The sequence below is a fragment of the Streptomyces sp. NPDC005435 genome, from assembly GCF_040703155.1.
Classification (GTDB): domain Bacteria; phylum Actinomycetota; class Actinomycetes; order Streptomycetales; family Streptomycetaceae; genus Streptomyces.
Genome location: NZ_JBEXEQ010000008.1, coordinates 231,343 through 250,373 on the forward strand (window position 1 = coordinate 231,343; position 19,031 = coordinate 250,373).

Consider the following 19,031-nt stretch of genomic DNA (forward strand, 5'->3'; position numbering starts at 1 on the left):
GGTTTCTCAACTTCCCGACGCGCAGTGGGGGTTCCGCACCGCGCGAGAGGCGGGAGTGAGCGGATTCATAGCGGTGGGGGCGCCGGGGCGGCCGCGTCCGCGCAGGTGCGGGCGCTGCCGGACCGTCCTGGCACCGGGGGGCGACACGGCGGAGCCCCGTGTTGACCCGGGGCCGTCCCGGGCTCGCCCGGGAGCCGTGTCCCGGCCGATATCCGGCCGGTGCGGAACCGAGGCGCCATGGGGGCACCAGACGGGGTAGTCCTCTGAGGGTCCCTCACTTTCGGGGAGACTCGCCGCCGACGCGCCCCCAGCGGGGCCGCCCACCTGAAAGAGTCGTGTCCATGCAGGTCTGGCCTGGAGAGGCGTATCCACTCGGTGCCACCTATGACGGCGCCGGAACCAACTTCGCGGTCTTCACGGAGGCCGCGGACCGAGCAGAGCTGTGTCTGCTGCACGACGACGGCTCCGAGACGGCGGTGGAACTGCGGGAGAGTGACGCGTTCGTGCGGCACGCGTACGTCCCGGGCATCATGCCGGGCCAGCGCTACGGCTTCCGTGTCCACGGCCCCTACGAGCCCGGGCGCGGGCTGCGCTGCAACTCGGCCAAGCTGCTGCTCGACCCGTACGCCAAGGCGGTCAGCGGGGCGGTCCGGTGGGGCGAGGAGGTGTACGGCTACCACTTCGACGCCCCGGACCAGCGCAACGACCTGGACTCGGCGCCGCACACCATGGCCTCGGTGGTGATCAACCCGTACTTCGACTGGGGCGACGACCGTCCGCCGCGCACCGACTACCACCACACGGTGATCTACGAGGCCCATGTCAAGGGCCTGACCATGCGCCACCCGGGGCTGCCGGAGGAGCTGCGCGGCACCTACGCGGCGCTCGCCCACCCGGCGATCATCGAGCATCTGACCAAGCTCGGGGTGACGGCTCTTGAGCTGATGCCGGTCCACCAGTTCGTGAACGACCACCGCCTTGCCGACATGGGCCTGACCAACTACTGGGGCTACAACACCATCGGCTTCTTCGCCCCGCACAACGCCTACGCCTCCTGGGGCGACCGGGGCCAGCAGGTCCTGGAGTTCAAGTCGGCGGTGCGGGCGCTGCACGAGGCGGGTATCGAGGTGATCCTCGACGTGGTCTACAACCACACGGCCGAGGGCAACCACCTGGGTCCCACCCTGTCGTTCAAGGGCATCGACAACCCGTCGTACTACCGGCTGACCGAGGACCCGCGCTACTACATGGACACCACGGGCACCGGCAACTCCCTGCTGATGCGCTCCCCGCACGTGCTCCAGCTCATCATGGACTCGCTGCGGTACTGGGTGACCGAGATGCACGTCGACGGCTTCCGCTTCGACCTCGCGGCCACGCTGGCCCGGCAGTTCCACGAGGTGGACCGGCTGTCGTCGTTCTTCGACCTGGTGCAGCAGGACCCGGTGGTCTCCCAGGTGAAGCTGATCGCCGAGCCGTGGGACGTGGGCGAAGGCGGCTACCAGGTGGGCAACTTCCCGCCGCTGTGGACCGAGTGGAACGGCAAGTACCGCGACACGGTACGGGACTTGTGGCGCGGTGAGCCGCGCGCGCTCGCGGAGTTCGGCTCCCGGCTCACCGGTTCCTCCGACCTGTACCAGGACGACGGGCGCCGGCCGCTCGCGTCGGTCAACTTCGTGACCTGCCACGACGGTTTCACCCTGCACGACCTGGTGTCGTACAACGAGAAGCACAACGCGGCCAACGGCGAGGACAACCGGGACGGCGAGAGCCACAACCGGTCCTGGAACTGCGGGGTCGAGGGCGACACCGACGACCCGGAGGTGCGCGAGCTGCGCACCCGGCAGATGCGCAACTTCCTTGCCACGCTGATGCTTTCCCAGGGCGTGCCGATGATCAGCCACGGTGACGAGTTCGCCCGCACCCAGCGCGGCAACAACAACGCCTACTGCCAGGACAACGAGCTGTCCTGGGTGGAGTGGCCCGAGGACGGCGGTGAACTCCTGGAATTCGCCCGGGCGATGGTGTGGCTGCGCCGCGACCACCCGGTGTTCCGGCGGCGCCGTTTCTTCCACGGCCGCCCGGTGGAGGGCACCCACGACGAGTTGTCGGACGTCGCCTGGTTCACGCCCGAGGGCGAGGAGATGACCCAGCGGGACTGGGACTCGGCGCCCGCGTCCGCGCTGACCGTGTTCCTCAACGGCAACGCGATCTCCGAGCCGGGGCCGCGCGGGGAGCGGATCGCGGACGACTCGTTCCTGCTGATGTTCAACGCCTCCCCCGAGCCGCTGGACTTCCTGGTCCCGGCCGACCACGGCCGGCAGTGGCAGGTGGTGGTCGACACCGCCCGGCCCGAGGGAGTACCGCCGAATACGGGGCCGAAGGTGGCGGGGGGCGAGCGGATCACGCTGCCGGACCGGAGCCTTACGGTGCTGCAGCGGCCGGCGTGAGGGGGCCGGGGGTGGTCGTGGCCGGTCCGTACGGGTCGCCGCTGGTCCGTACGGGGACCGGTGTCACGAAATCGGGCACACGGGGTACGTAGCACAGCATGACTGCTGCCGCGCGACCCCGGCCGGGCGTGCCCACGGCCACCTACCGACTCCAGCTCCAGCCCTCGTTCCCGTTCGCCGCCGCCGAGGCGGCCGTCCCCCAGGTGGCGGAACTCGGCGTCTCCCATCTGCATCTCTCCCCGATCCTGGAGGCCGTGCCGGGCTCCGCCCACGGGTACGACGTGACGGACCCCGCGCGCGTGCGCGAGGAGCTGGGCGGCGAGGCCGGGCTCCGCTCGCTCGCGCACACCGCGCACGAGCACGGGCTCGGCCTGGTGGTGGACATCGTGCCCAACCACATGGCGATGGCCCCCCGGCACAACCGCGCCCTGTGGGAGGTGCTGCGCGAGGGCCCCGAGTCGCCGTACGCCCGCTGGTTCGACATCGACTGGGAGGTGCGCGGCGGCCGGCTGCTGCTGCCCGTGCTGGGCGGCCCGGTCGCGGCCGTACGGGACGAGCTGGTCGTCGACGGCGACGTGCTGCGCTACCACGACCACGCCTTCCCGCTCCGCCCGGGCACCGCCCACCTGCCGCTGCCGGAGCTGCTGGACGCGCAGTGGTACCGCCCGGTGTGGTGGCGCCTTGCCCGCACCGAGCTGAACTACCGCCGCTTCTTCAGCATTTCGGAGCTGATCGGGGTCCGCGTGGAGGACCCCGAGGTGTTCGGCGCGACCCACGGGACGATCCTGCGGCTGCTCGACGAGGGTGTGATCGACGGGCTGCGCGTGGACCACCCGGACGGTCTCGCGGACCCGGACGCCTATCTGGCCCGGCTGCACGAGGCGACCGGCGGCCGCTGGACCGTGGTGGAGAAGATCCTCGCCGACGGCGAACGGCTGCCCGCCTCCTGGCCCGTGGCGGGCACCACCGGCTACGACGCCCTGCGCCATGTCGACGGCCTCTTCACCGACCCCGAAGGCACCGGCGAACTCGCCGACCACTACCGGGCGTTCGCGGTCCCGCAGGCCGACCGGGGCGGCGACTGGGAGGCCACCGTACGGCGGGCCGCCTACAAGGTGCTCACCCATGAACTGGCCGCCGAGGCCGACCGCCTCACCCGTGCCGCCGTCCGCCTGTGCGCCGCCTCACCCGACCTCGCCCTGCGCGACCGCGCCCCCTGGGCGCTGCGCACGGCCCTGGAGGAACTCCTCGTCCGGCTGCGCGTCTACCGCCCGTACGCCTCCGAGGACGCGGCCACCGTGATCACGCCCCAGGCGGCGGAGGAGGCCCGGCGCGCCTTCGCGGTGGCCGAGGAGGCGGAGGCGGTGGACGTCGTACGGGCGCTGCTGACCGGTGCGGCCGACGGCTCGGTCCCCGAACTCACCGAGTTCCGGACCCGGTTCGCGCAGACCGCATCCGCGCTGCGCGCCAAGTCCGTGGAGGACACCGCCTTCTACCGCTATGTGCCGCTGCTGTCGGTGAACGAGGTCGGCGGCGATCCGGGCCGGCCGGGCGTCTCCCCGGCCGAGTTCCACGCGTACTGCGCGCGTCTGGCCCTCGACTGGCCGGGCACCGGCACGGTCGTCAGCACGCACGACACCAAGCGCAGCGCCGACGTACGGGCCGCGCTCGCGGTGCTCAGCGAGTGCCCGGGCCGCTGGGCCGCCCTGCTCGCGGACCTGGCCCGTACCGTCGGCCCGGCGCCGGACGGCCAACTCGCCTGGGCCGCCTGGCAGACGGTGTTCGGCCTGGGCCCGGCGGAGGAGGAGCGCGTCCGCGAGTCCCTTCTCAAGCACGTGCGCGAGGCGGGCCTGTACACGAGCTGGACGGAGCGCGAGGCGCCCTACGAGGAGGCCGTGACCGCGTTCGTCTCGGCGGGCCCCTGCGGGCCGCCCGGTGAACGCGTGGCCGCCCTCCGCAAGGCCCTGGACCCGCACATCCGCGCCAACGTCCTCGGCACCGCCCTGGTCCATCTGACGATGCCGGGCGTCCCGGACGTCTACCAGGGCACGGAGGCGGAGTACCGGGCCCTGGTGGACCCGGACAACCGCCGCCCGGCCACGTTCCCCGCGAAGGCCCCCGGCGAGAAGGGGGCGCTGACGGCGGCGGCGCTGCGGCTGCGCGGCCGCCGTCCGGACGTCTTCGGCACCTCGGGCACGTACGCCCCGCTGTCCGTCGAGGGCCCGGCCGCCGACCACTGCCTGGCCTTCTCCCGCTCCGGCGAGGTGATCACGGCGGTGACCCGGCTGTCCCTGCGGCTGGCCGAGTCCGGCGGCTGGCGGCAGACGACGCTCTCCCTGCCCCCGGGCCGCTGGCGGGACGTCCTCACCCCGGACCGGGAGTTCAAGGGCTGCGTACCGGTGGCGGACCTCTTCGGCCCGCTGCCGGTGGTGCTTCTGGAGCGGGCCGACGAGGACGCCGAGGGGGTCTGACGCGGGGACGGCGAGCGGTCACGCGTCCAGCGCGAACACCGCTCCCGTCCGCGCGGACATGACGCACCCGTTGGAGAAGGTGTGGGTGTACTCGACGCGGTGGCCGTGCCAGAAACCGGAGGCGTGGGCGGTGACCGGGGCGTAGAGCATCGTGCAGAAGACGTCCTTCGGCGGGATGCGGTCGATGTCCCCGCCCGCCGCGGCGAGTTGGGCGCAGGCCTGCGCCGCGTGGGCGGTGCCGCGCGGCGGGTCGCACACGAGGAGGGCGCGGCGGGAACCCGGGGCGAGGGTCTCGCCCCGGCTGACGGTGAGGTGGAGCCAGCCGCCGGGGAAGGCGGGGCGGGGAGTGGCGGAGGCCGGGGCGGCCGTGAGGAGGCCGAGGGCGGCCATCAGGGCACCGGCCGCCGCTGTCGCACGGGTGAGAATGGTCATGCCCGGTGCATCGGCACGGGCGGGCGGCTTCCGCAGCGGAGGTCACCCGAACGATGAGCCCACCCACCTGCGGAGGAACGCCAGTTCGAGCCGCCTCAGCTCGCCGACAGCCGGTACATGACCTTCCCGAACCCGACGTGGTCGCCGTCGCGCACCACCGTCGCGCCCAGCACGCGATGGCCGTTGACCGTGGTGCCGTTGGTGGAGCCGAGGTCGCGCAGGACCCACAGGCCGCCCTGGTGGCGGAGTTCGGCGTGGACGCGGGAGACGGTGTCGTGGTTCAGGCGGAGCCCGTTGGCCGGGTCGCGGCCGATGCGCAGGGGGTGGCCGTGGCCGGGGTGGGGCAGGAGCAGCTTGGGCAGCCGCTCGGCCTGCCAGGCCCTGCGGAGCCGCATGGTGAAGCCGGAGACGGCCCCCACGCTGCCGAACAGGGCGCGGGCGAAGCCGTTTCCACCGGGCAGGTCCGCGGTGACGGCGGCGAGTTCGGCGTGGCTGCGCGCGGCGAGGACCAGCTCCATGCGGTGCAGGAACGTGTCGTGCGACATCCGGCCCATGGCGGCGCCGTCACGCAGCACGCGCAGCGCCTTGTCGCGCTCCGCGTCGGAGATCCGCGCGGCGCGGACGGGGAACTCGAAGGACGACGTCACGCTGCTGATTGTCGGTCAGGCGGCCCGTGGTGTCCAGAACGGGGAAGTCCGCTCCCCCGGCGCGTACTTGCGCGCCCCGCGCACGCCCCCGCGACACCCGCCCGGAAAGCCCTGATCCGACAGCGGATTGATCGCTTTCGCGGCACGATGGACGGACTACCTCACGATGAGCAGACGAAGGGGAACCGTCCGTGCAGTTCGAGGTGTGGGCACCACAGGCAGAACGGGTCACGCTCCGGTGCGGTCAGGCGCGGCAGGCGCTGGCACGCGATCCGGGGCGCGCGGGATGGTGGACGGGGGAGGCGGACGCGGCGGACGGCACCCGGTACGGCTTCGCGCTGGACGACGGGCCCGAGCTGCCCGATCCCCGCGCGCGCCGGCTGCCGGACGGTCCGGACGGGCCGAGCGCGGTCGTGGACCACGACCGTTACGAGTGGCGGACGCCCTGGACGGGACGCGGGCTGCCGGGCGCGGTGCTCTACGAGCTGCACGTCGGCACCTACACCCCCGAGGGCACCCTGGACGCGGCGGCGGACCGCCTCCCCCATCTCGCGGAACTCGGCATCACGCACGTGGAGTTGATGCCGCTGTCCTCGTTCCCCGGTGTCCACGGCTGGGGGTACGACGGAGTGGCGCCCTGGGCGGTGCACGAGCCGTACGGCGGACCCGAGGCGCTGAAGCGGTTCGTGGACCGGGCGCACGAGCTGGGACTCGGTGTCGTACTGGACGTGGTGCACAACCACTTGGGCCCGTCGGGGAACCATCTCCCCGCGTTCGGGCCGTACTTCACCGACACGCACCAGACGCCGTGGGGCGCGGCGGTGAACCTGGACGCGCCGGGTTCGGACGAGGTGCGCGCGTACTTCCGGGACAGCGCGCTGGCCTGGCTGCGGGACTACCGCCTGGACGGGCTGCGCCTGGACGCCGTGCACGCGCTGCACGACACCCGCGCCCGCCACTTCCTCGAAGAGCTGTCGGAGTCGGTGGACGCGCTCGCCGCCGAGACGGGCAGGCCGCTGTTCCTGATCGCCGAGTCCGACCTGAACGACCCCCGGTACATCACCCCGCGCGCCGCGAACGGCCTCGGTCTGCACGCCCAGTGGAACGACGACTTCCACCACGCCCTGCACTCCGCGCTGACCGGTGAATCCCAGGGCTACTACGAGGACTTCGCGGCCGCGCCGTTCGCCGCGCTCGCCAAGACGCTCACCGGCGGCTACTTCCACGACGGCACGTACTCCACCTTCCGGGGCCGGCGCCACGGACGCCCGCTGGACCGCGCCCGGCTCGGCGGGCACCGGCTGCTCGGCTACAGCCAGACCCACGACCAGATCGGCAACCGTGCCCAGGGCGACCGTCTTTCGGCCGGCCTCTCCCCCGGTCTGACGGCCTGCGCGGCCACGCTGACGCTCACCGCGCCGTTCACGCCGATGCTGTTCATGGGCGAGGAGTGGGCGGCGGGCACGCCCTGGCAGTACTTCACCGACCACACCGACCCCGAGCTGGCCGAGGCCGTACGGCGGGGCAGACGGCGGGAGTTCGCCGCGCACGGCTGGTCCGAGGACGAGGTGCCCGACCCGCAGGACCCGGCGACGCGGGAGCGGTCCTGCCTGGACTGGTCGGAGCCGGAGCAGCCGGCGCACGCCCGCGTCCTCGACTGGTACCGGCGCCTGATCGCGCTCCGCCACGCGTACCCCGACCTGACCAGCCCCGCCCTCGCCGGCACCAGCGTGGCCTACGACGAGGACGCCCGCTGGCTGGCGTTCCGGCGCGGGGACGTACGGGTCGCGGTGAACCTGGGCAAGGAACCGGCGTCCATCCCGCTCGGCAGCGGCCGTATGGAGGTCCTCGCCGCGTGGGACGAGGTGGAGGCGCCGGGCGCGGACGGACGGCTGCGGGTGCCGGGCGAGTCGTGTGTGGTGCTGGCGCGGGTCTGAACGGACCTGTAAAGCAACGGAGTTGAGGCCCGCCACCCTCACTCGAACTCGGTGACCCGCTCCAGCAGGATCGGTTCCCAGGCCCGCCGCAGCCGGGTGCGCGGCAGCGCGGGGTCGTCGGCGGTGCGGCCGTCGAGCCGGGCCGCCAGGCGGACGAGGGTGTCGCAGCGGGCCAGCCACAGGCCGCGCAGACAGGGGCGGGGCCCGTAACCGGCGAGGGTCGCGGCGCGGACGGCGGCCGGGGCGCCGACGGCGGCGGCGAGCCCGGCGATGTCCTCGGCCGGATCGCCCAGCGCCGCGCCGCCCCAGCCGAGAACGGCACGCACCCGGCCCTCGGTGCCGACGAGGACCCGCGCGCCGGTCAGCCCGTGGTGGGTGAGCACGGCGGTGCCGGGCTGCGCGGCGAGCCGGGCGGCGGCCGTCGCCGGGAAGGGCTGGAGCAGGGTGCGGTCGAACTCGTCGGCCGCGGCGAGGCGTTCGGCCGTGTGCGCGGCGATGCGGCGCAGGGCCTCCAGGGAGCGCGGCGGCGTACGCGGCACGCCCAGTGTCTCGGCCTGGCGCGGGGACACCTCGCGCAGCCCGGAGAGCAGTCCGGCGAGGTCGGCCTCGCCGAGCGCGGACACCTCGTGCTCGTCGCCGCTGCCGCCGGACAGCCGGGCGTCGAGCACACAGGCGAGGCCGGGCACCCAGTCGCCGTGCGCTACCCCGGCCGGGACGGCGACGGGCACCCGGGAGCGCACCAGGTCGCGCAGCCGGGGTTCGCGGCGCAGCCGGGCGGCGGATTCGCGGTCGGGGGCGAGCCGCAGCACATGCCGGGCACCGACCCACCAGGTGTAGCCGTCGCCGCCCTCGACCGGCCGGACGTCGAGCCCGGCGGAGCCGTCGCCGGCCGTGCCGTCTCCCCTGACGGGCGCGCGTTCCCTGAGGAGGGAGCGGACGAGTGCGCGCACGGTGCCGACGGTGGGTGCGGGTGCCTGGGTCATGGTCGTGGCGGGCCGTTCCGGTGGGTGGTCGCTGGGGTCTCCTCCATCCCTCAGTCCACTATGACCATCTCGCGCGTGGTGTTGTTGAGGCGCCGGCCGCCGTCCTCGGTCACCGTGACGATGTCCTCGATGCGCACCCCGAAGCGGCCGGGCAGATAGACACCGGGCTCCACGGAGAAGCACATGCCGGGCACCAGGGGCTGCTCCTCCCCCTCGATCATGTACGGCGGCTCGTGCGTGGTGACGCCGATGCCGTGCCCGGTGCGGTGGATGAAGTACTCGCCGTACCCGCCCTCGGTGATCACCGCGCGGGCGGCGCGGTCCACCTCCTGGCAGGCCACCCCGGGCCGTACGGCCTCGAAGCCCGCCTGCTGGGCGGCGCGCACCAGGTCGTGCACGCGCTGTTCCTCGTCGGTGGGTTCGCCGACGTGGACGGTGCGCGTGGTGTCGGAGCCGTAGCCGTCCTTCAGGCCGCCGAAGTCGAGGACGACCATGTCGCCGTGGCGGATGAAGCGGTCGCCGACCTCGTGGTGCGGGTTGGCGCCGTTGGGTCCCGAGCCGACGATGGTGAAGTCCACCTGGGAGTGGCCGAAGCGGCGCAGCAGGTCCGCGAGGTCCTGGGCCACGTCCGACTCGCGGCGGTCGGCGAAGGGCACCTTGCGGATCTCCTCGAACGCCGCGTCCGCCGCCGCCCCGGCCGCCGCGAGCAGCTCGACCTCGGCCGCGTCCTTGACCGCGCGCAGCATGGGCAGCGCGTCGGTGAGGGCGGCGTAGGAGCTGTGCGGCAGGGCGCGCTGGAAGCCGAGCAGATGCATGGCCCAGGTGTTGTCGCTGACGCCGAAGCGGCCCCGGCCGTCGAGGAGGGCGGCGGTCATGGCGTACGGGTCGACGCCGTCGGTCCAGGGGCGCAGTCCGAGGGCCGTAGAACCGGCGGCCGCCTCCGCGTCGGGGGCCTCCAGCGTGGGCACGACGAGCACCGGCTCGCTGCCGGGCGTGAGCACCAGCAGGGTGAGCCGCTCGGTCACGGCGGGCGGGGTGTAACCGGTCAGCCAGACCATGTCGGGTCCGGGCGCCACCAGCAGCCCGGCGAGTCCGGCGTCGGCCGCCTCCCGGGTCGCGCGGGCCATACGGGCCCGGTAGTCGTCGGCGGTGAAGGGCGCGGGCGTACTACCGGTCATCCGGTGCCTCCGGGCGCTGTCGTGGTGCGGGTGCGGGTGCTGTCGTGGTGCTGGTGCGCGTGCTGGTGCGAAGCGGTGCCGGGCAGCATCCTGCCCGCCCGCACGGACGCGCGCGACCCGGTCGGGACACGACGCGGCGGCGAGGCGCGGGGCAAGCGGGCGGCAGGGGGTCGTCACGGCGGCCGGGGACGGGCACGACCAGCGGTTTTCCGCGCGCGGAGGGTGCGGGGCGTGCGGGGGCGTGCGAAGGCGTACGGGCGGCCGTCGCCGGCCGGTACGGCGGATCACCTCATCGAGGGCCACGGCGCGGTACGGCGTCAGCGCCGCGCGGACTCCCCCTCGCCGGACTGGGGGACGGTGTCGCCGATGACGGCGGCGAGGCGCTGGAGCTGGGCGGCGAGTTCGCGGCGCTCTTGCGGGGCGAAGTGCGACAGCGCCTCGGACTGGCGGGCCCGCAGCTCCGCCCGCATGGCGGCGAGCCGGTCGGCGCCGTCGTCGGTGAGGCGGACGAGGACCTGGCGTTCGTCGTGCGGGGAGCGCTGCCGGGTGACCACGCCCGACGTCTCGAGCTGCTTGAGCATCCGGGTGGCGGTGGGGACGCTGACCTCGGCCGTGACGGCGAGCCTGCCGACCGGCAGTCCCTCGCTCCGGGCGTCCGCGGCGAGGGGTTCCAGCAGGGTGAGCTGGGCCATGGACAGTCCGGCCCCGGAGCGGCCCACGGTGGCCGCGCGGGAGCGGCGCATGGCGTAGAAGAGCCGGTCAGCGGCCTGCGCCAGCTCTCTCACGCTCGCCTCGTCGCGGTCCGGTTCCTGGCGGTCGTCCACTGCGGGGTTGCTTGTTTCTCTCATGACTGTTAGCTTACTAAATGAAGTCGTTAGCAAGCTAAGCTTTAGGAGGCTTTGAGTCATGGACTTCCCCGCACGCATCGACGTTCACAACCACATCGTCCCGCCGGTCTGGGCCGAGACCCTGGCCGCGCGCGGCATGAACTCCGGCGGCTGGGCCATCCCGGCCTGGAGCCCGAAGAGCGCGATCGCGATGATGGACCAGCAGGGCATCGCCACCGGTGTCATGTCCGTCACCTCGCCCGGCGTCCACCTCGGCGACGACGCCGACGCCCGCCGCCTGGCCCGCGCGGTCAACGAGTACGGCGCCGAGGTCGTCAAGGACAACCCGGACCGCTTCGGCCACTTCGCCAGCATCCCGCTGCCCGACGTCGACGCCGCCGTCGCCGAGGCCGTGTACGCGCTCGACGTCCTGGGCGCCGACGGCGTGGTCCTCATGTCCAACGCCCACGGCAAGTACCTCGGCGACGCGGACTTCGAGCCCCTGTGGGCCGAGCTGGACCGCCGCTCGGCGAACGTCTTCGTCCACCCGGCGCAGCCCCCGATGACGCTGCTGCCCGGCACCCCCGCCCCGCTCGCGGACTACGTCTTCGACACCACCCGCACCGCCCTGAACATGGTGCTCAACGGCGTCATGGACCGCTACCGCAACGTGCGCGTGATCCTGTCCCACGGCGGCGGCTTCCTGCCGTATGCCGCGTACCGCTTCTCCGGCCTGACCTCCACCGTCGTGGACCCGGAGCGCGACGCGGACGACATCGTGCGCGCCCTCAAGCGGTTCTACTTCGACACCGCCCTGTCCGCCAGCCCCTCCGCCCTGCCCGCCCTCCTCGCCTTCGCCGAGCCCGGGCACGTCCTCTACGGCAGCGACTGGCCCTTCGCCCCGACGGAGGCCGGCTCCTACTACAACCACTTCCTGGAGACCTACCCGGACTTCACCCCGGGCCAGGCGGCGGCCATCGACCGCGGCAACGCCGAGGCGCTCTTCCCCCGCCTCGCCCGCTGACCCCACCCTCCGGGCGCACCTGACGCGCCACGCCATACCGCGATGCCCCGCACCAACGGTGCGGGGCATCGGCGCGTCCTGCCGGACGGGCGTGGCGTCTCGTGCGTCCGTCCTCGTCAGGCGAGGCGGGAGAAGATCCTCTTGGCGTTGCCGTGGTTGAAGGCCTTCTTCTGCTCGTCCGTGAGACCGCTGTGCGTGTCCAGGAGATGGTTGAACGCCGTCGCCACGGGCGCGGGCGCGTAGGGGAAGTCGCTGCCGAACAGGATGCGTTCATGGTCCGCGAAGGCCAGGAAGCTGGGGAAGGCGTCCGGCCCGGAGGACAGCGCGGTGTCCCAGTAGAACAGCTTGAACTTCGCGAGCAGTTCGTCGGTGGTGGGGCCGCCGGGGTCGAGGGCCGGCTGCAGCTCGCAGAACCGCATCACCGCGTACGGGACGAAGCCGCCCGCGTGCGCCAGGATGATCTTCGCGTCCGGGTTGCGGTCCAGCACCCCGGTGAACACCATCTGCACGGCGTTCCGGGTGGTGTCGAACGGATAGTCCACCAGCGGTCCCGGCACACCCCCGAGGGTCTCGATCGGGGGGCGGGCCGGATGGATGAACACCACGGCCGACCGCCGGTTCAGCGCCTCCCACAGCGGCGCGAACTTCGGGTCGCCCAGGTAGGAACCCTCGTAGTTGCTCATGAGCACGACGCCGTCGGCGCCCAGCTCGTCCAGCGCGTACTCCGCCTCCGCCACGGCGCCCTCGACGTCCGGCAGCGGAACGGTGGCGAAGTTCCCGAACCGGCCCGGGTACCGGGTGACCAGGTCCGCCACGTACTCGTTCACCCGGCGCGCCATCTCCCGGCGCTCCTCGCCCTCCCAGCCGACCACGCTCGGCGCGGTCAGCGACAGGACGCTGGTGGCGATCTGCTGGTCGTCCATGTACGCCAGGTGCGCCTCCGGGCTCCACGCCGGGGTGGCCCAGCCCGACGGGTCGCCGCCATGACTCGGCAGTGCCTGGCCCCAGAAGGGGGGCACCACATGCGTGTGGACGTCGATACGGTCCGCGTTCGCCATCGCAGGTTCCCTTTCGGCCCCGTTCCGGAAGATGCCCTTGGACCGTAACGAGCGGTCGGCAAGGTCACCACGCGGACGCCGCCGTACGGGGACTCGGTCAGGTCACCACCCCCGGCACCGCCGTCAGCCGCTGCTCCGCCCCGTCGCGATGGCGCACGGTCACCGTCACCTCCGCGCCCGGGCGGGCGCGGGCGACCGCCCGGGCCAGGTCGGCGGCCGTGGCGATCGGGGTGGGGCCGAAGCGGATCAGGGCGTCGCCGCGGACCAGACCCGCCGTGTAGCCGGGGCCGGGGACGTGTACGGCGGTGATCAGCGCGCCCATTTGTCCGGCGTCCACGGCTTCCAGGCCGAGCGTGGCGCCGGACCGGGCCTCGGCGGGCCCGGGCGCCGGGGGAACGGGGGCGGACGGAACCATGTGCCGCTGCTTCCCGCCGTGGACGCCGAGGCCGAGCGCACTGGTGCCGGCCATGCCGAGGCCCACCCCGGACAGCACCAGCACACCGCCGGCGGACAGGGTGAGCACCACGCTCCACAGCCGCCTACCCCGCCGCCGCTCGCCGTGCGGACGGCCCGTGGCCGCCCGTTCGACGGGCTCCGGCCGCGCGTCCTCGCTCCGCCACCGGCCGGGCATCGGCGTCGCCCGCAACACACTCTGTTCCATGATTCGTTCGCCTCCACCGGTGGTCTACCCAGGTCACGCGCCTCCGACGAGCCACGAACGAGTGACACCGACGCGGGCGGGGAGTGTCACCGGTCTGCCGACAGCCGCGCGACCAGGTCACCGACGGCGCCCGCGAGCGCGGCCGAGTGCAGGAGTTCGGTGCGGTGGACCAGGCGGGGCGCGGCGAGCGGTACGGCGACGGTGCCCGAGGCGGCGGCGGCCGCGAACCGGGGCAGCAGGGCGAGGCCGTGGCCGGCCGCGATCAGCGCGGTGAGGGTCCGCACATCGGTGCCCGCGTAGGCCAGGGCGGGCCGGAAGGCGCCGCCGCCGTTCACGGCGCGCAGCCGGGCAAGGGGTACGGCGGCGTCGGGGGCGTCGATCCAGCGGGCGTCGGCGAGGTCGGCCAGGCGCAGCCCGGGGCGCCCGGCGAGGGGGTGGGCGATGGGCAGCAGGACGGCGAGGGGCTCCTCGGCGACAGGGTGCGCGGTCAGCGGGGCCACGTCGGGCAGCTGCAACGGGTCGCTGGGCGCCGCCGGGCCGTCGACCAGGCCGAGGTCGGCGTGCCCGGTGGCGACGGCGGCGGGGATCTCGCCCCGGCCGAGCACCTGGACGCTCACGCCCGACGCCGGGAGCGCGGCGAGCACGCGCGGGCCGAGTGCCGTCGAGGTGGTCGCCAGGGTCACCCCGCTCGGCGGCGCCGCGGCCATGCGGATCACGTCGGCGCGGGCGGCGTCCAGGCGCAGCAGCAGCGGGGCCGCGTGCTCCAGCAGCCGGTGGCCCGCCGGCGTCGGGACGACCGGGCGGCGCGTCAACAGCGGTGCGCCCAGGTCCTGTTCGAGGGCGGCAATGTGCTGGGAGACCGCCGACTGCGTGTACCCCAGCTCCCGTGCGGCGGCGGAGAACGAGGCGAGTCGCGCCACCGTGACATAGGTGCGCAGCAGATGCGGGTCCATGATCCACAGCATCCCACGCCCATCAGCATCTCTTATCAACCATGCATGAATCATCGTTGGACGTGAACGGCGGTGGCCGCCCAGGATGGCTGTCATGACCGAAACCGCAGTACGCACCGCCACCGTCGCCCTCGTCGGCGACCGCTCCCCCAACGTCGTCTCCCACACCCGGATTCCGCGCCTCCTCGACGCCCTCGCCGAACGGGACCGGCTGGTCCTGGACGCCTACTGGATTCCCACGGAGGACGCCGAGGCCCCGGGCGCGGTACGCGGCTTCGACGCGGTGTGGGTGCTGCCGGGCAGCCCGTACCGCAGTGAGGCGGGTGTGCTCGCGGCCGTCCGCACCGCGCGGGAGGAGGGCATCCCGTTCCTCGGCACCTGCGGCGGCTTCCAGCACACCCTGCTGGAGTTCGCGCGCAACGCCTGCGGGCTGACCGGTGTCGCGCACGCCGAGAACGACCCCGGCGCCGAGGACCTGCTGATCGAGCCGCTGGCCTGCTCCCTGGTGGGACACGAGGCGACGGTCGTCCTGGAGGCGGGCTCCCTGGCCGAGTCGGTGATCGGCTCGCCGCGCACGGTCGAGCGGTACTTCTGCTCCTACGGCCCCTCCCGTCATCTCGACACGCTGCGCGCCCACGGCATGCGGTTCTCCGGGCACGACACGGACGGGCAGGTCCGGGTCGCCGAACTCCCGGACCACCCCTTCTTCCTGGCCTCCCTGTTCCAGCCGGAGCTGTACGGCGACGGCTCCCGCCCGCACCCGATGATCCGGGCGCTGGGCCGGGCGGCGGTCGAGCACGCCGCGAAGACCGCCCAGCCCGCCTGACCTGGGCCGACTGACCCGCCCAGCCCGGGTCCCGTCGCCCGCCCCCGGTCCGCCCGCGCGCGGGAGGGCTCCGTCAGCCGATCAGCTGGAGCCGCGCCGGAGCCTGTCCGGGGACGAACCGGTGGGCCCGGCCGCCCAGCCACTCCGCCTTGTAACGGTCCACCGAGCGATGCCAGTTGAGGATGCCGGCCAGCCAGTTCTGGAGGTCGAGCACATAGAGCCCCATCTCCGCGCGGGCCTCCTCGGACAGCTTGAAGTCCTCGTAGAGCACGGGGAGTTCATGGGCGACCACATGCTCGAACTGTTCCATGCGCTGGGTCATCAGATCGTGGACGACGGCGAGCGCGGCCGGATAGTCGACGCCGAAGAAGTTCTGCACGACGAGGATCGCGTTGTGGATCTCGCCCTCGTACTCGATCTCCTTCTGGTACGAGAACACGTCGTTGAGCAGGCAGGCGTAGTCCATGGCCGCGTTCTCCAGCGAGCGCACCGGGCCGCTGGCGTAGACCTCGGGCGGGATGGCGGGGCCCCGGCCCGCACGGCACATGCTCAGGGTGAGGTCGGAGCCGAAGGTGGCCCGGCGCATCTCCAGGTAGTCGACCGGGTCCGGGACGCGGTTCTGGAGCTGGTTGGACAGCTCCCACACCCAGCTCTCGGTCATCACGTCCACCGCGGCCTTGAGGGTGACCCGCTGCTCGGCGGTCATCGGGGCCGTGGTCCGCTCCCACAGGTCGATCAGCGCGCGCTCCATCGCGTTGGCCGGCACGATCTCCGGCGGCCCCTCAAGAGACATGCACGCGGAGAGCCGGGCGGTGGTGAGGCGGGCGGCGGCGAGGTCGCGGCGGTGGCCGTAGACGAGGGGGTAGTAGTCGTCGCCGTAGGTGCCCCAGGCGAGCCACTGGGCGCTGAGGTCGAGGCCCTCGGCGGTGGCGTCGGGGTCCAGTCCGGCGGAGCAGAGCGCCAGGTCGTAGGCGGCGAGTTTGTCCTCGTCCCAGACGCCCTCGCCGAGGATGCCCATGCGGGTGCACCAGGTGACCAGGTTGCGGCGCGAGGTGTCGGCGTGGGGGCTCAGCTCCAGCGGGAACGGCATGTGGAACTCGGGCAGCAGGGAGGGCCCGACCTTCTGGAACGGCACATGGGTGTGCCGCCGCAGCCGCTCGTTCGCCGCCGAGGCGAGCAGGGCGCCCACGTCGGCCGCGGACGCGCCCGGACCGCTCGGGAGCTGCCAGGGGGAGCTGGAGCGTGCCCCCTTGTTCATGTAGCGGCTCGACCGCAGATGCCATTCATGGCCGCCGCTCTGCCAGTCCTGGAGTCCCTTGGTGTACGCGGCGACTGCGGCCACCTCGTCCGGCCGGAGCCCGTTCTCCAGGGCGACGGCGGGGACCTCGGTGAGCGCGGTGTGCTCGAACTGGTGCAGGCGTGAGGTCAGGATGTCGTTGACGGTGTCGGCGGCCTGCTGGGTGGTGCAGTCGAAGAACGTCTCCAGGACCAGGACGCCGTTGCTGTTCTCCCCCTCGTCCTCGACCTCGCGCTGGTAGGAGAAGAGGTCGTTGCGCAGGTGGACGGCGTCGGAGAAGGTCTCCATCAGGACGCGCAGCGGACGGCTCTCGGCGACCGACGCGGGCACCTCGGCCGTCGCGTACTCCACGAGCCCGGCCGACCAGGGGGCGCCGCCCACCTTGCGGCGCATCTCGATGTACTCGACCGGGTTGGCGATCCGGCCCTCGTTGATGTTGGACAGCTCCCACAGCGACTCGTTGAGCAGATGCTCGGTCGCGACGGCGAAGCGGCGCCGCCAGTCCGCCGACATGGCCGGCACCGTGCGCGCCCACAGGTCGGCGAGGCCCGCCTCCACCGGGTTCTCCGGCTCCGGGACGGGGGTTTCGAGGTCGAGCGGCATGAACAGCGGCAGCCGGTCCAGGTGCGCCTTGCCCGCGGCGCGGTCCTGGGTGCGTTTGTACATGTCCAGGAAGTGGTCGTCGAAGAAGAACACCCACACGTACCAGTCGGTGATCAGCGAGAGCGCGGGCCCGTCGCAGTCGGGGTGGGTGTAGGCGCACAGCAGGCCGTAGTCGTGCGCCTCCAGGTCGGCCTGGTCCCAGATCCCGGAGCCTTCCAGCATCCCCATCTCGCGCGCCCACGCGGTCGAGTGGGCGCGCGCCTCGTCGACATGGGGGTTGAGCCGCGCGGGATACGGCATGTAGAAGTTCGGGAGTTCGAACGGCTGCGTCATGCCCGGGTCCTGCCCGGCGGCCGAACGGGTCATCCTTCGCACACCGGACGATCACACCATCGCGTGAACCCTCCCGGCATTCGGGAACTTCCGGAACCCCTCCTGCCGTTGGACGGGACAGCCGACGGGCACCCTCATGTCACATCCGGGGATCGACCTGGATCAGCGCGTGGGTACCACTGGTGCGCCAGGACCGTCCCTCGGCCGCGTTCAGCGCGGTCTCGGTGGCGGCCGGCAGGCCGGTGATCACGTCGGACTTGAGGGTGCGCAGGGTGGCGACGGGGCCGGGGAAATAGGCGGTCACGTCGCGGAAGGGCGTGGTGGGCGGCCAGTACCGGTCGCCGACCAGGCGGCGGTAGTTGAGGTCGCCCTTGAAGAGGGTCAGCCGGGCTTCGGCGAACTCGGCGCGCAGGTCGTCCGGCAGGTCGGTGTACGGCAGGGGGGAGGCGAGGAAGGGGTGGGTGCGTACGGTGAGACGGCCGTCCGCCATGGCCCGCCACAGGGTGTCGCCGTACGCGGCGGCGGCCCCGGACGCGGACCGCAGGCGGGTCAGCGCGTCCACCACGTCGGCGGTCGTGGCGTCGGAGACGTAGTACGGCCAGGGCTTGACGTAGAGGACGGCGCGGGCGATCCGGTGCTCGTCGAGGAGGTGGGCGGTCAGCAGCAGGTCGGGGACGAGTTCGCGGCCCGCGTTGTCGGCGACCAGGCAGAGCGTGCCGGCGCCGTCGGGCGGGAGCAGCGACCAGAGGGTGTCGCTGTCGTCGGCGACCAGGCCCGGTGTGGCGGCGCGCGACCGGGCGCCCTCGGCGGAGAGCCGGAAGCTGAGGTCGGCGCGGTTGCCCCAGAGCGAGCCGTGCAGCAGGGCGCGGCCGCGCTCCCCGGCCGGCTTGCCCTCAAGCGCGTCGAGCGCGGCCAGCTCCTCCTGGGTCTCCGGGGCGCCGAGTTCGGCGTACTTGAAGGGGCGGAAGGGGTCGATGCCCTGCCAGGGGCCGGGGGCGAAGTAGCCGACGGCGTCGAGGAGTACGCGGTAGAAGTAGCTCTCGGACCACAGCCAGGGCGCGTCGTACCAGGACTTGCCCACGTACTCGGCGAGACCCCAGGCGTGCCAGCGGGCACGGTCGGCGGGGTCCGTCTCCTCGGGCAGGTCCTCGATGACGCCGTCGGCGCAGGAGCGGAGCAGGCCGTCCAGCGCGCGGTGCTGTGCGGGGCCGTAGGGGAGGGCGTCCCGCACCTGGCGGATGATCGCGGGGTGCCGCTCGGCCAGCACGCTGTGCGGGAAGGAGCCGGGTGCGGCGCCGGTGATCAGGGGGGCGGTGGGGGCGTCGGGCATGCCGTCACCGTACCCCGCCGG

Annotated in this window: 15 protein-coding genes; 5 read left to right on the plus strand and 10 right to left on the minus strand. The window is 73.2% G+C overall.

All coding sequences use genetic code 11. The features are described from left to right. The first annotated feature begins 341 nt into the window (after positions 1-341). Both glgX and treY read left to right on the plus strand, forming a co-directional pair. Positions 342-2,450, plus strand: coding sequence for a glycogen debranching protein GlgX (gene glgX / locus AB0898_RS12750; protein ID WP_366802900.1), 2,109 nt, complete (start codon positions 342-344; stop codon positions 2,448-2,450). 98 nt (positions 2,451-2,548) lie between these two features. Then, positions 2,549-4,921, plus strand: a complete 2,373-nt coding sequence (gene treY / locus AB0898_RS12755) for a malto-oligosyltrehalose synthase (RefSeq protein WP_366802901.1) — start codon at positions 2,549-2,551, stop codon at positions 4,919-4,921. 18 nt (positions 4,922-4,939) lie between these two features. Here treY and AB0898_RS12760 read toward each other — a convergent pair whose 3' ends face one another. Together AB0898_RS12760 and AB0898_RS12765 are read right to left on the minus strand one after the other, a co-directional pair. Beyond that, positions 4,940-5,353, minus strand: coding sequence for an SSI family serine proteinase inhibitor (locus tag AB0898_RS12760; RefSeq protein WP_366802902.1), 414 nt, complete (start codon positions 5,351-5,353; stop codon positions 4,940-4,942). A 95-nt stretch (positions 5,354-5,448) separates the two neighbouring features. Beyond that, complete coding sequence (locus AB0898_RS12765) at positions 5,449-6,000, minus strand: DUF1707 and FHA domain-containing protein (protein ID WP_366802903.1); 552 nt, start codon at positions 5,998-6,000, stop codon at positions 5,449-5,451. Positions 6,001-6,191: 191 nt separating this feature from the next. Here AB0898_RS12765 and treZ point away from each other — a divergent pair, with 191 nt between their 5' ends. Further along, complete coding sequence (gene treZ, locus AB0898_RS12770) at positions 6,192-7,937, plus strand: malto-oligosyltrehalose trehalohydrolase (RefSeq protein ID WP_366802904.1); 1,746 nt, start codon at positions 6,192-6,194, stop codon at positions 7,935-7,937. A 38-nt stretch (positions 7,938-7,975) separates the two neighbouring features. Here the strand turns inward: treZ and AB0898_RS12775 are convergent, their stop codons facing one another. The 3 genes from AB0898_RS12775 to AB0898_RS12785 all read right to left on the minus strand — a co-directional run bounded on the left by AB0898_RS12775 (position 7,976) and on the right by AB0898_RS12785 (position 10,946). Further along, positions 7,976-8,920, minus strand: a complete 945-nt coding sequence (locus AB0898_RS12775) for an aminoglycoside phosphotransferase family protein (RefSeq protein ID WP_366802905.1) — start codon at positions 8,918-8,920, stop codon at positions 7,976-7,978. A gap of 50 nt (positions 8,921-8,970) precedes the next feature. Then, the gene (locus AB0898_RS12780; RefSeq protein ID WP_366802906.1) at positions 8,971-10,098 is read right to left on the minus strand and encodes an aminopeptidase P family protein; all 1,128 of its coding nucleotides are present in this window, start codon (positions 10,096-10,098) and stop codon (positions 8,971-8,973) included. 317 nt (positions 10,099-10,415) lie between these two features. Further along, positions 10,416-10,946, minus strand: a complete 531-nt coding sequence (locus tag AB0898_RS12785; protein WP_366802907.1) for a MarR family transcriptional regulator — start codon at positions 10,944-10,946, stop codon at positions 10,416-10,418. Between the two features lie 58 nt (positions 10,947-11,004). Here AB0898_RS12785 and AB0898_RS12790 point away from each other — a divergent pair, with 58 nt between their 5' ends. After that, positions 11,005-11,949, plus strand: coding sequence for an amidohydrolase family protein (locus AB0898_RS12790; RefSeq protein ID WP_366802908.1), 945 nt, complete (start codon positions 11,005-11,007; stop codon positions 11,947-11,949). 116 nt (positions 11,950-12,065) lie between these two features. On the opposite strand, the gene AB0898_RS12795 is transcribed toward AB0898_RS12790, so the two are convergent. The 3 genes from AB0898_RS12795 to AB0898_RS12805 all read right to left on the minus strand — a co-directional run bounded on the left by AB0898_RS12795 (position 12,066) and on the right by AB0898_RS12805 (position 14,621). Continuing rightward, a complete protein-coding gene (locus AB0898_RS12795) occupies positions 12,066-13,007 on the minus strand; it encodes an amidohydrolase family protein (RefSeq protein WP_366802909.1) in 942 nt (313 codons plus the stop codon). Between the two features lie 97 nt (positions 13,008-13,104). Continuing rightward, positions 13,105-13,668: a PDZ domain-containing protein gene (locus tag AB0898_RS12800; RefSeq protein ID WP_366802910.1), complete on the minus strand. Its 564-nt coding sequence runs from the start codon at positions 13,666-13,668 to the stop codon at positions 13,105-13,107. 86 nt (positions 13,669-13,754) lie between these two features. Further along, positions 13,755-14,621, minus strand: coding sequence for a LysR family transcriptional regulator (locus AB0898_RS12805; protein ID WP_366802911.1), 867 nt, complete (start codon positions 14,619-14,621; stop codon positions 13,755-13,757). A gap of 94 nt (positions 14,622-14,715) precedes the next feature. Between AB0898_RS12805 and AB0898_RS12810 the strand changes: the two genes are divergently transcribed. Continuing rightward, positions 14,716-15,447: a glutamine amidotransferase-related protein gene (locus AB0898_RS12810; RefSeq protein ID WP_366802912.1), complete on the plus strand. Its 732-nt coding sequence runs from the start codon at positions 14,716-14,718 to the stop codon at positions 15,445-15,447. A gap of 73 nt (positions 15,448-15,520) precedes the next feature. On the opposite strand, the gene cyc2 is transcribed toward AB0898_RS12810, so the two are convergent. Together cyc2 and AB0898_RS12820 are read right to left on the minus strand one after the other, a co-directional pair. Further along, on the minus strand, positions 15,521-17,680 hold the full coding sequence (gene cyc2 / locus AB0898_RS12815; protein ID WP_366802913.1) for a germacradienol/geosmin synthase Cyc2: 2,160 nt from the start codon (positions 17,678-17,680) through the stop codon (positions 15,521-15,523). 139 nt (positions 17,681-17,819) lie between these two features. After that, the gene (locus tag AB0898_RS12820) at positions 17,820-19,010 is read right to left on the minus strand and encodes a damage-control phosphatase ARMT1 family protein (RefSeq protein WP_366802914.1); all 1,191 of its coding nucleotides are present in this window, start codon (positions 19,008-19,010) and stop codon (positions 17,820-17,822) included. Positions 19,011-19,031 lie beyond the last annotated feature (21 nt).

Bases quoted from the DNA above. Each gene is read 5' to 3' on its own strand.
- glgX (WP_366802900.1), top strand. From the start codon at position 342: ATGCAGGTCTGGCCTGGAGAGGCGTATCCACTCGGTGCCACCTATGAC.
- treY (WP_366802901.1), top strand. From the start codon at position 2,549: ATGACTGCTGCCGCGCGACCCCGGCCGGGCGTGCCCACGGCCACCTAC.
- AB0898_RS12760 (WP_366802902.1), bottom strand. From the start codon at position 5,353: ATGACCATTCTCACCCGTGCGACAGCGGCGGCCGGTGCCCTGATGGCC.
- AB0898_RS12775 (WP_366802905.1), bottom strand. From the start codon at position 8,920: ATGACCCAGGCACCCGCACCCACCGTCGGCACCGTGCGCGCACTCGTC.
- AB0898_RS12780 (WP_366802906.1), bottom strand. From the start codon at position 10,098: ATGACCGGTAGTACGCCCGCGCCCTTCACCGCCGACGACTACCGGGCC.
- AB0898_RS12785 (WP_366802907.1), bottom strand. From the start codon at position 10,946: ATGAGAGAAACAAGCAACCCCGCAGTGGACGACCGCCAGGAACCGGAC.
- AB0898_RS12790 (WP_366802908.1), top strand. From the start codon at position 11,005: ATGGACTTCCCCGCACGCATCGACGTTCACAACCACATCGTCCCGCCG.
- AB0898_RS12795 (WP_366802909.1), bottom strand. From the start codon at position 13,007: ATGGCGAACGCGGACCGTATCGACGTCCACACGCATGTGGTGCCCCCC.
- AB0898_RS12800 (WP_366802910.1), bottom strand. From the start codon at position 13,668: ATGGAACAGAGTGTGTTGCGGGCGACGCCGATGCCCGGCCGGTGGCGG.
- AB0898_RS12805 (WP_366802911.1), bottom strand. From the start codon at position 14,621: ATGGACCCGCATCTGCTGCGCACCTATGTCACGGTGGCGCGACTCGCC.
- AB0898_RS12810 (WP_366802912.1), top strand. From the start codon at position 14,716: ATGACCGAAACCGCAGTACGCACCGCCACCGTCGCCCTCGTCGGCGAC.
- cyc2 (WP_366802913.1), bottom strand. From the start codon at position 17,680: ATGACGCAGCCGTTCGAACTCCCGAACTTCTACATGCCGTATCCCGCG.
- AB0898_RS12820 (WP_366802914.1), bottom strand. From the start codon at position 19,010: ATGCCCGACGCCCCCACCGCCCCCCTGATCACCGGCGCCGCACCCGGC.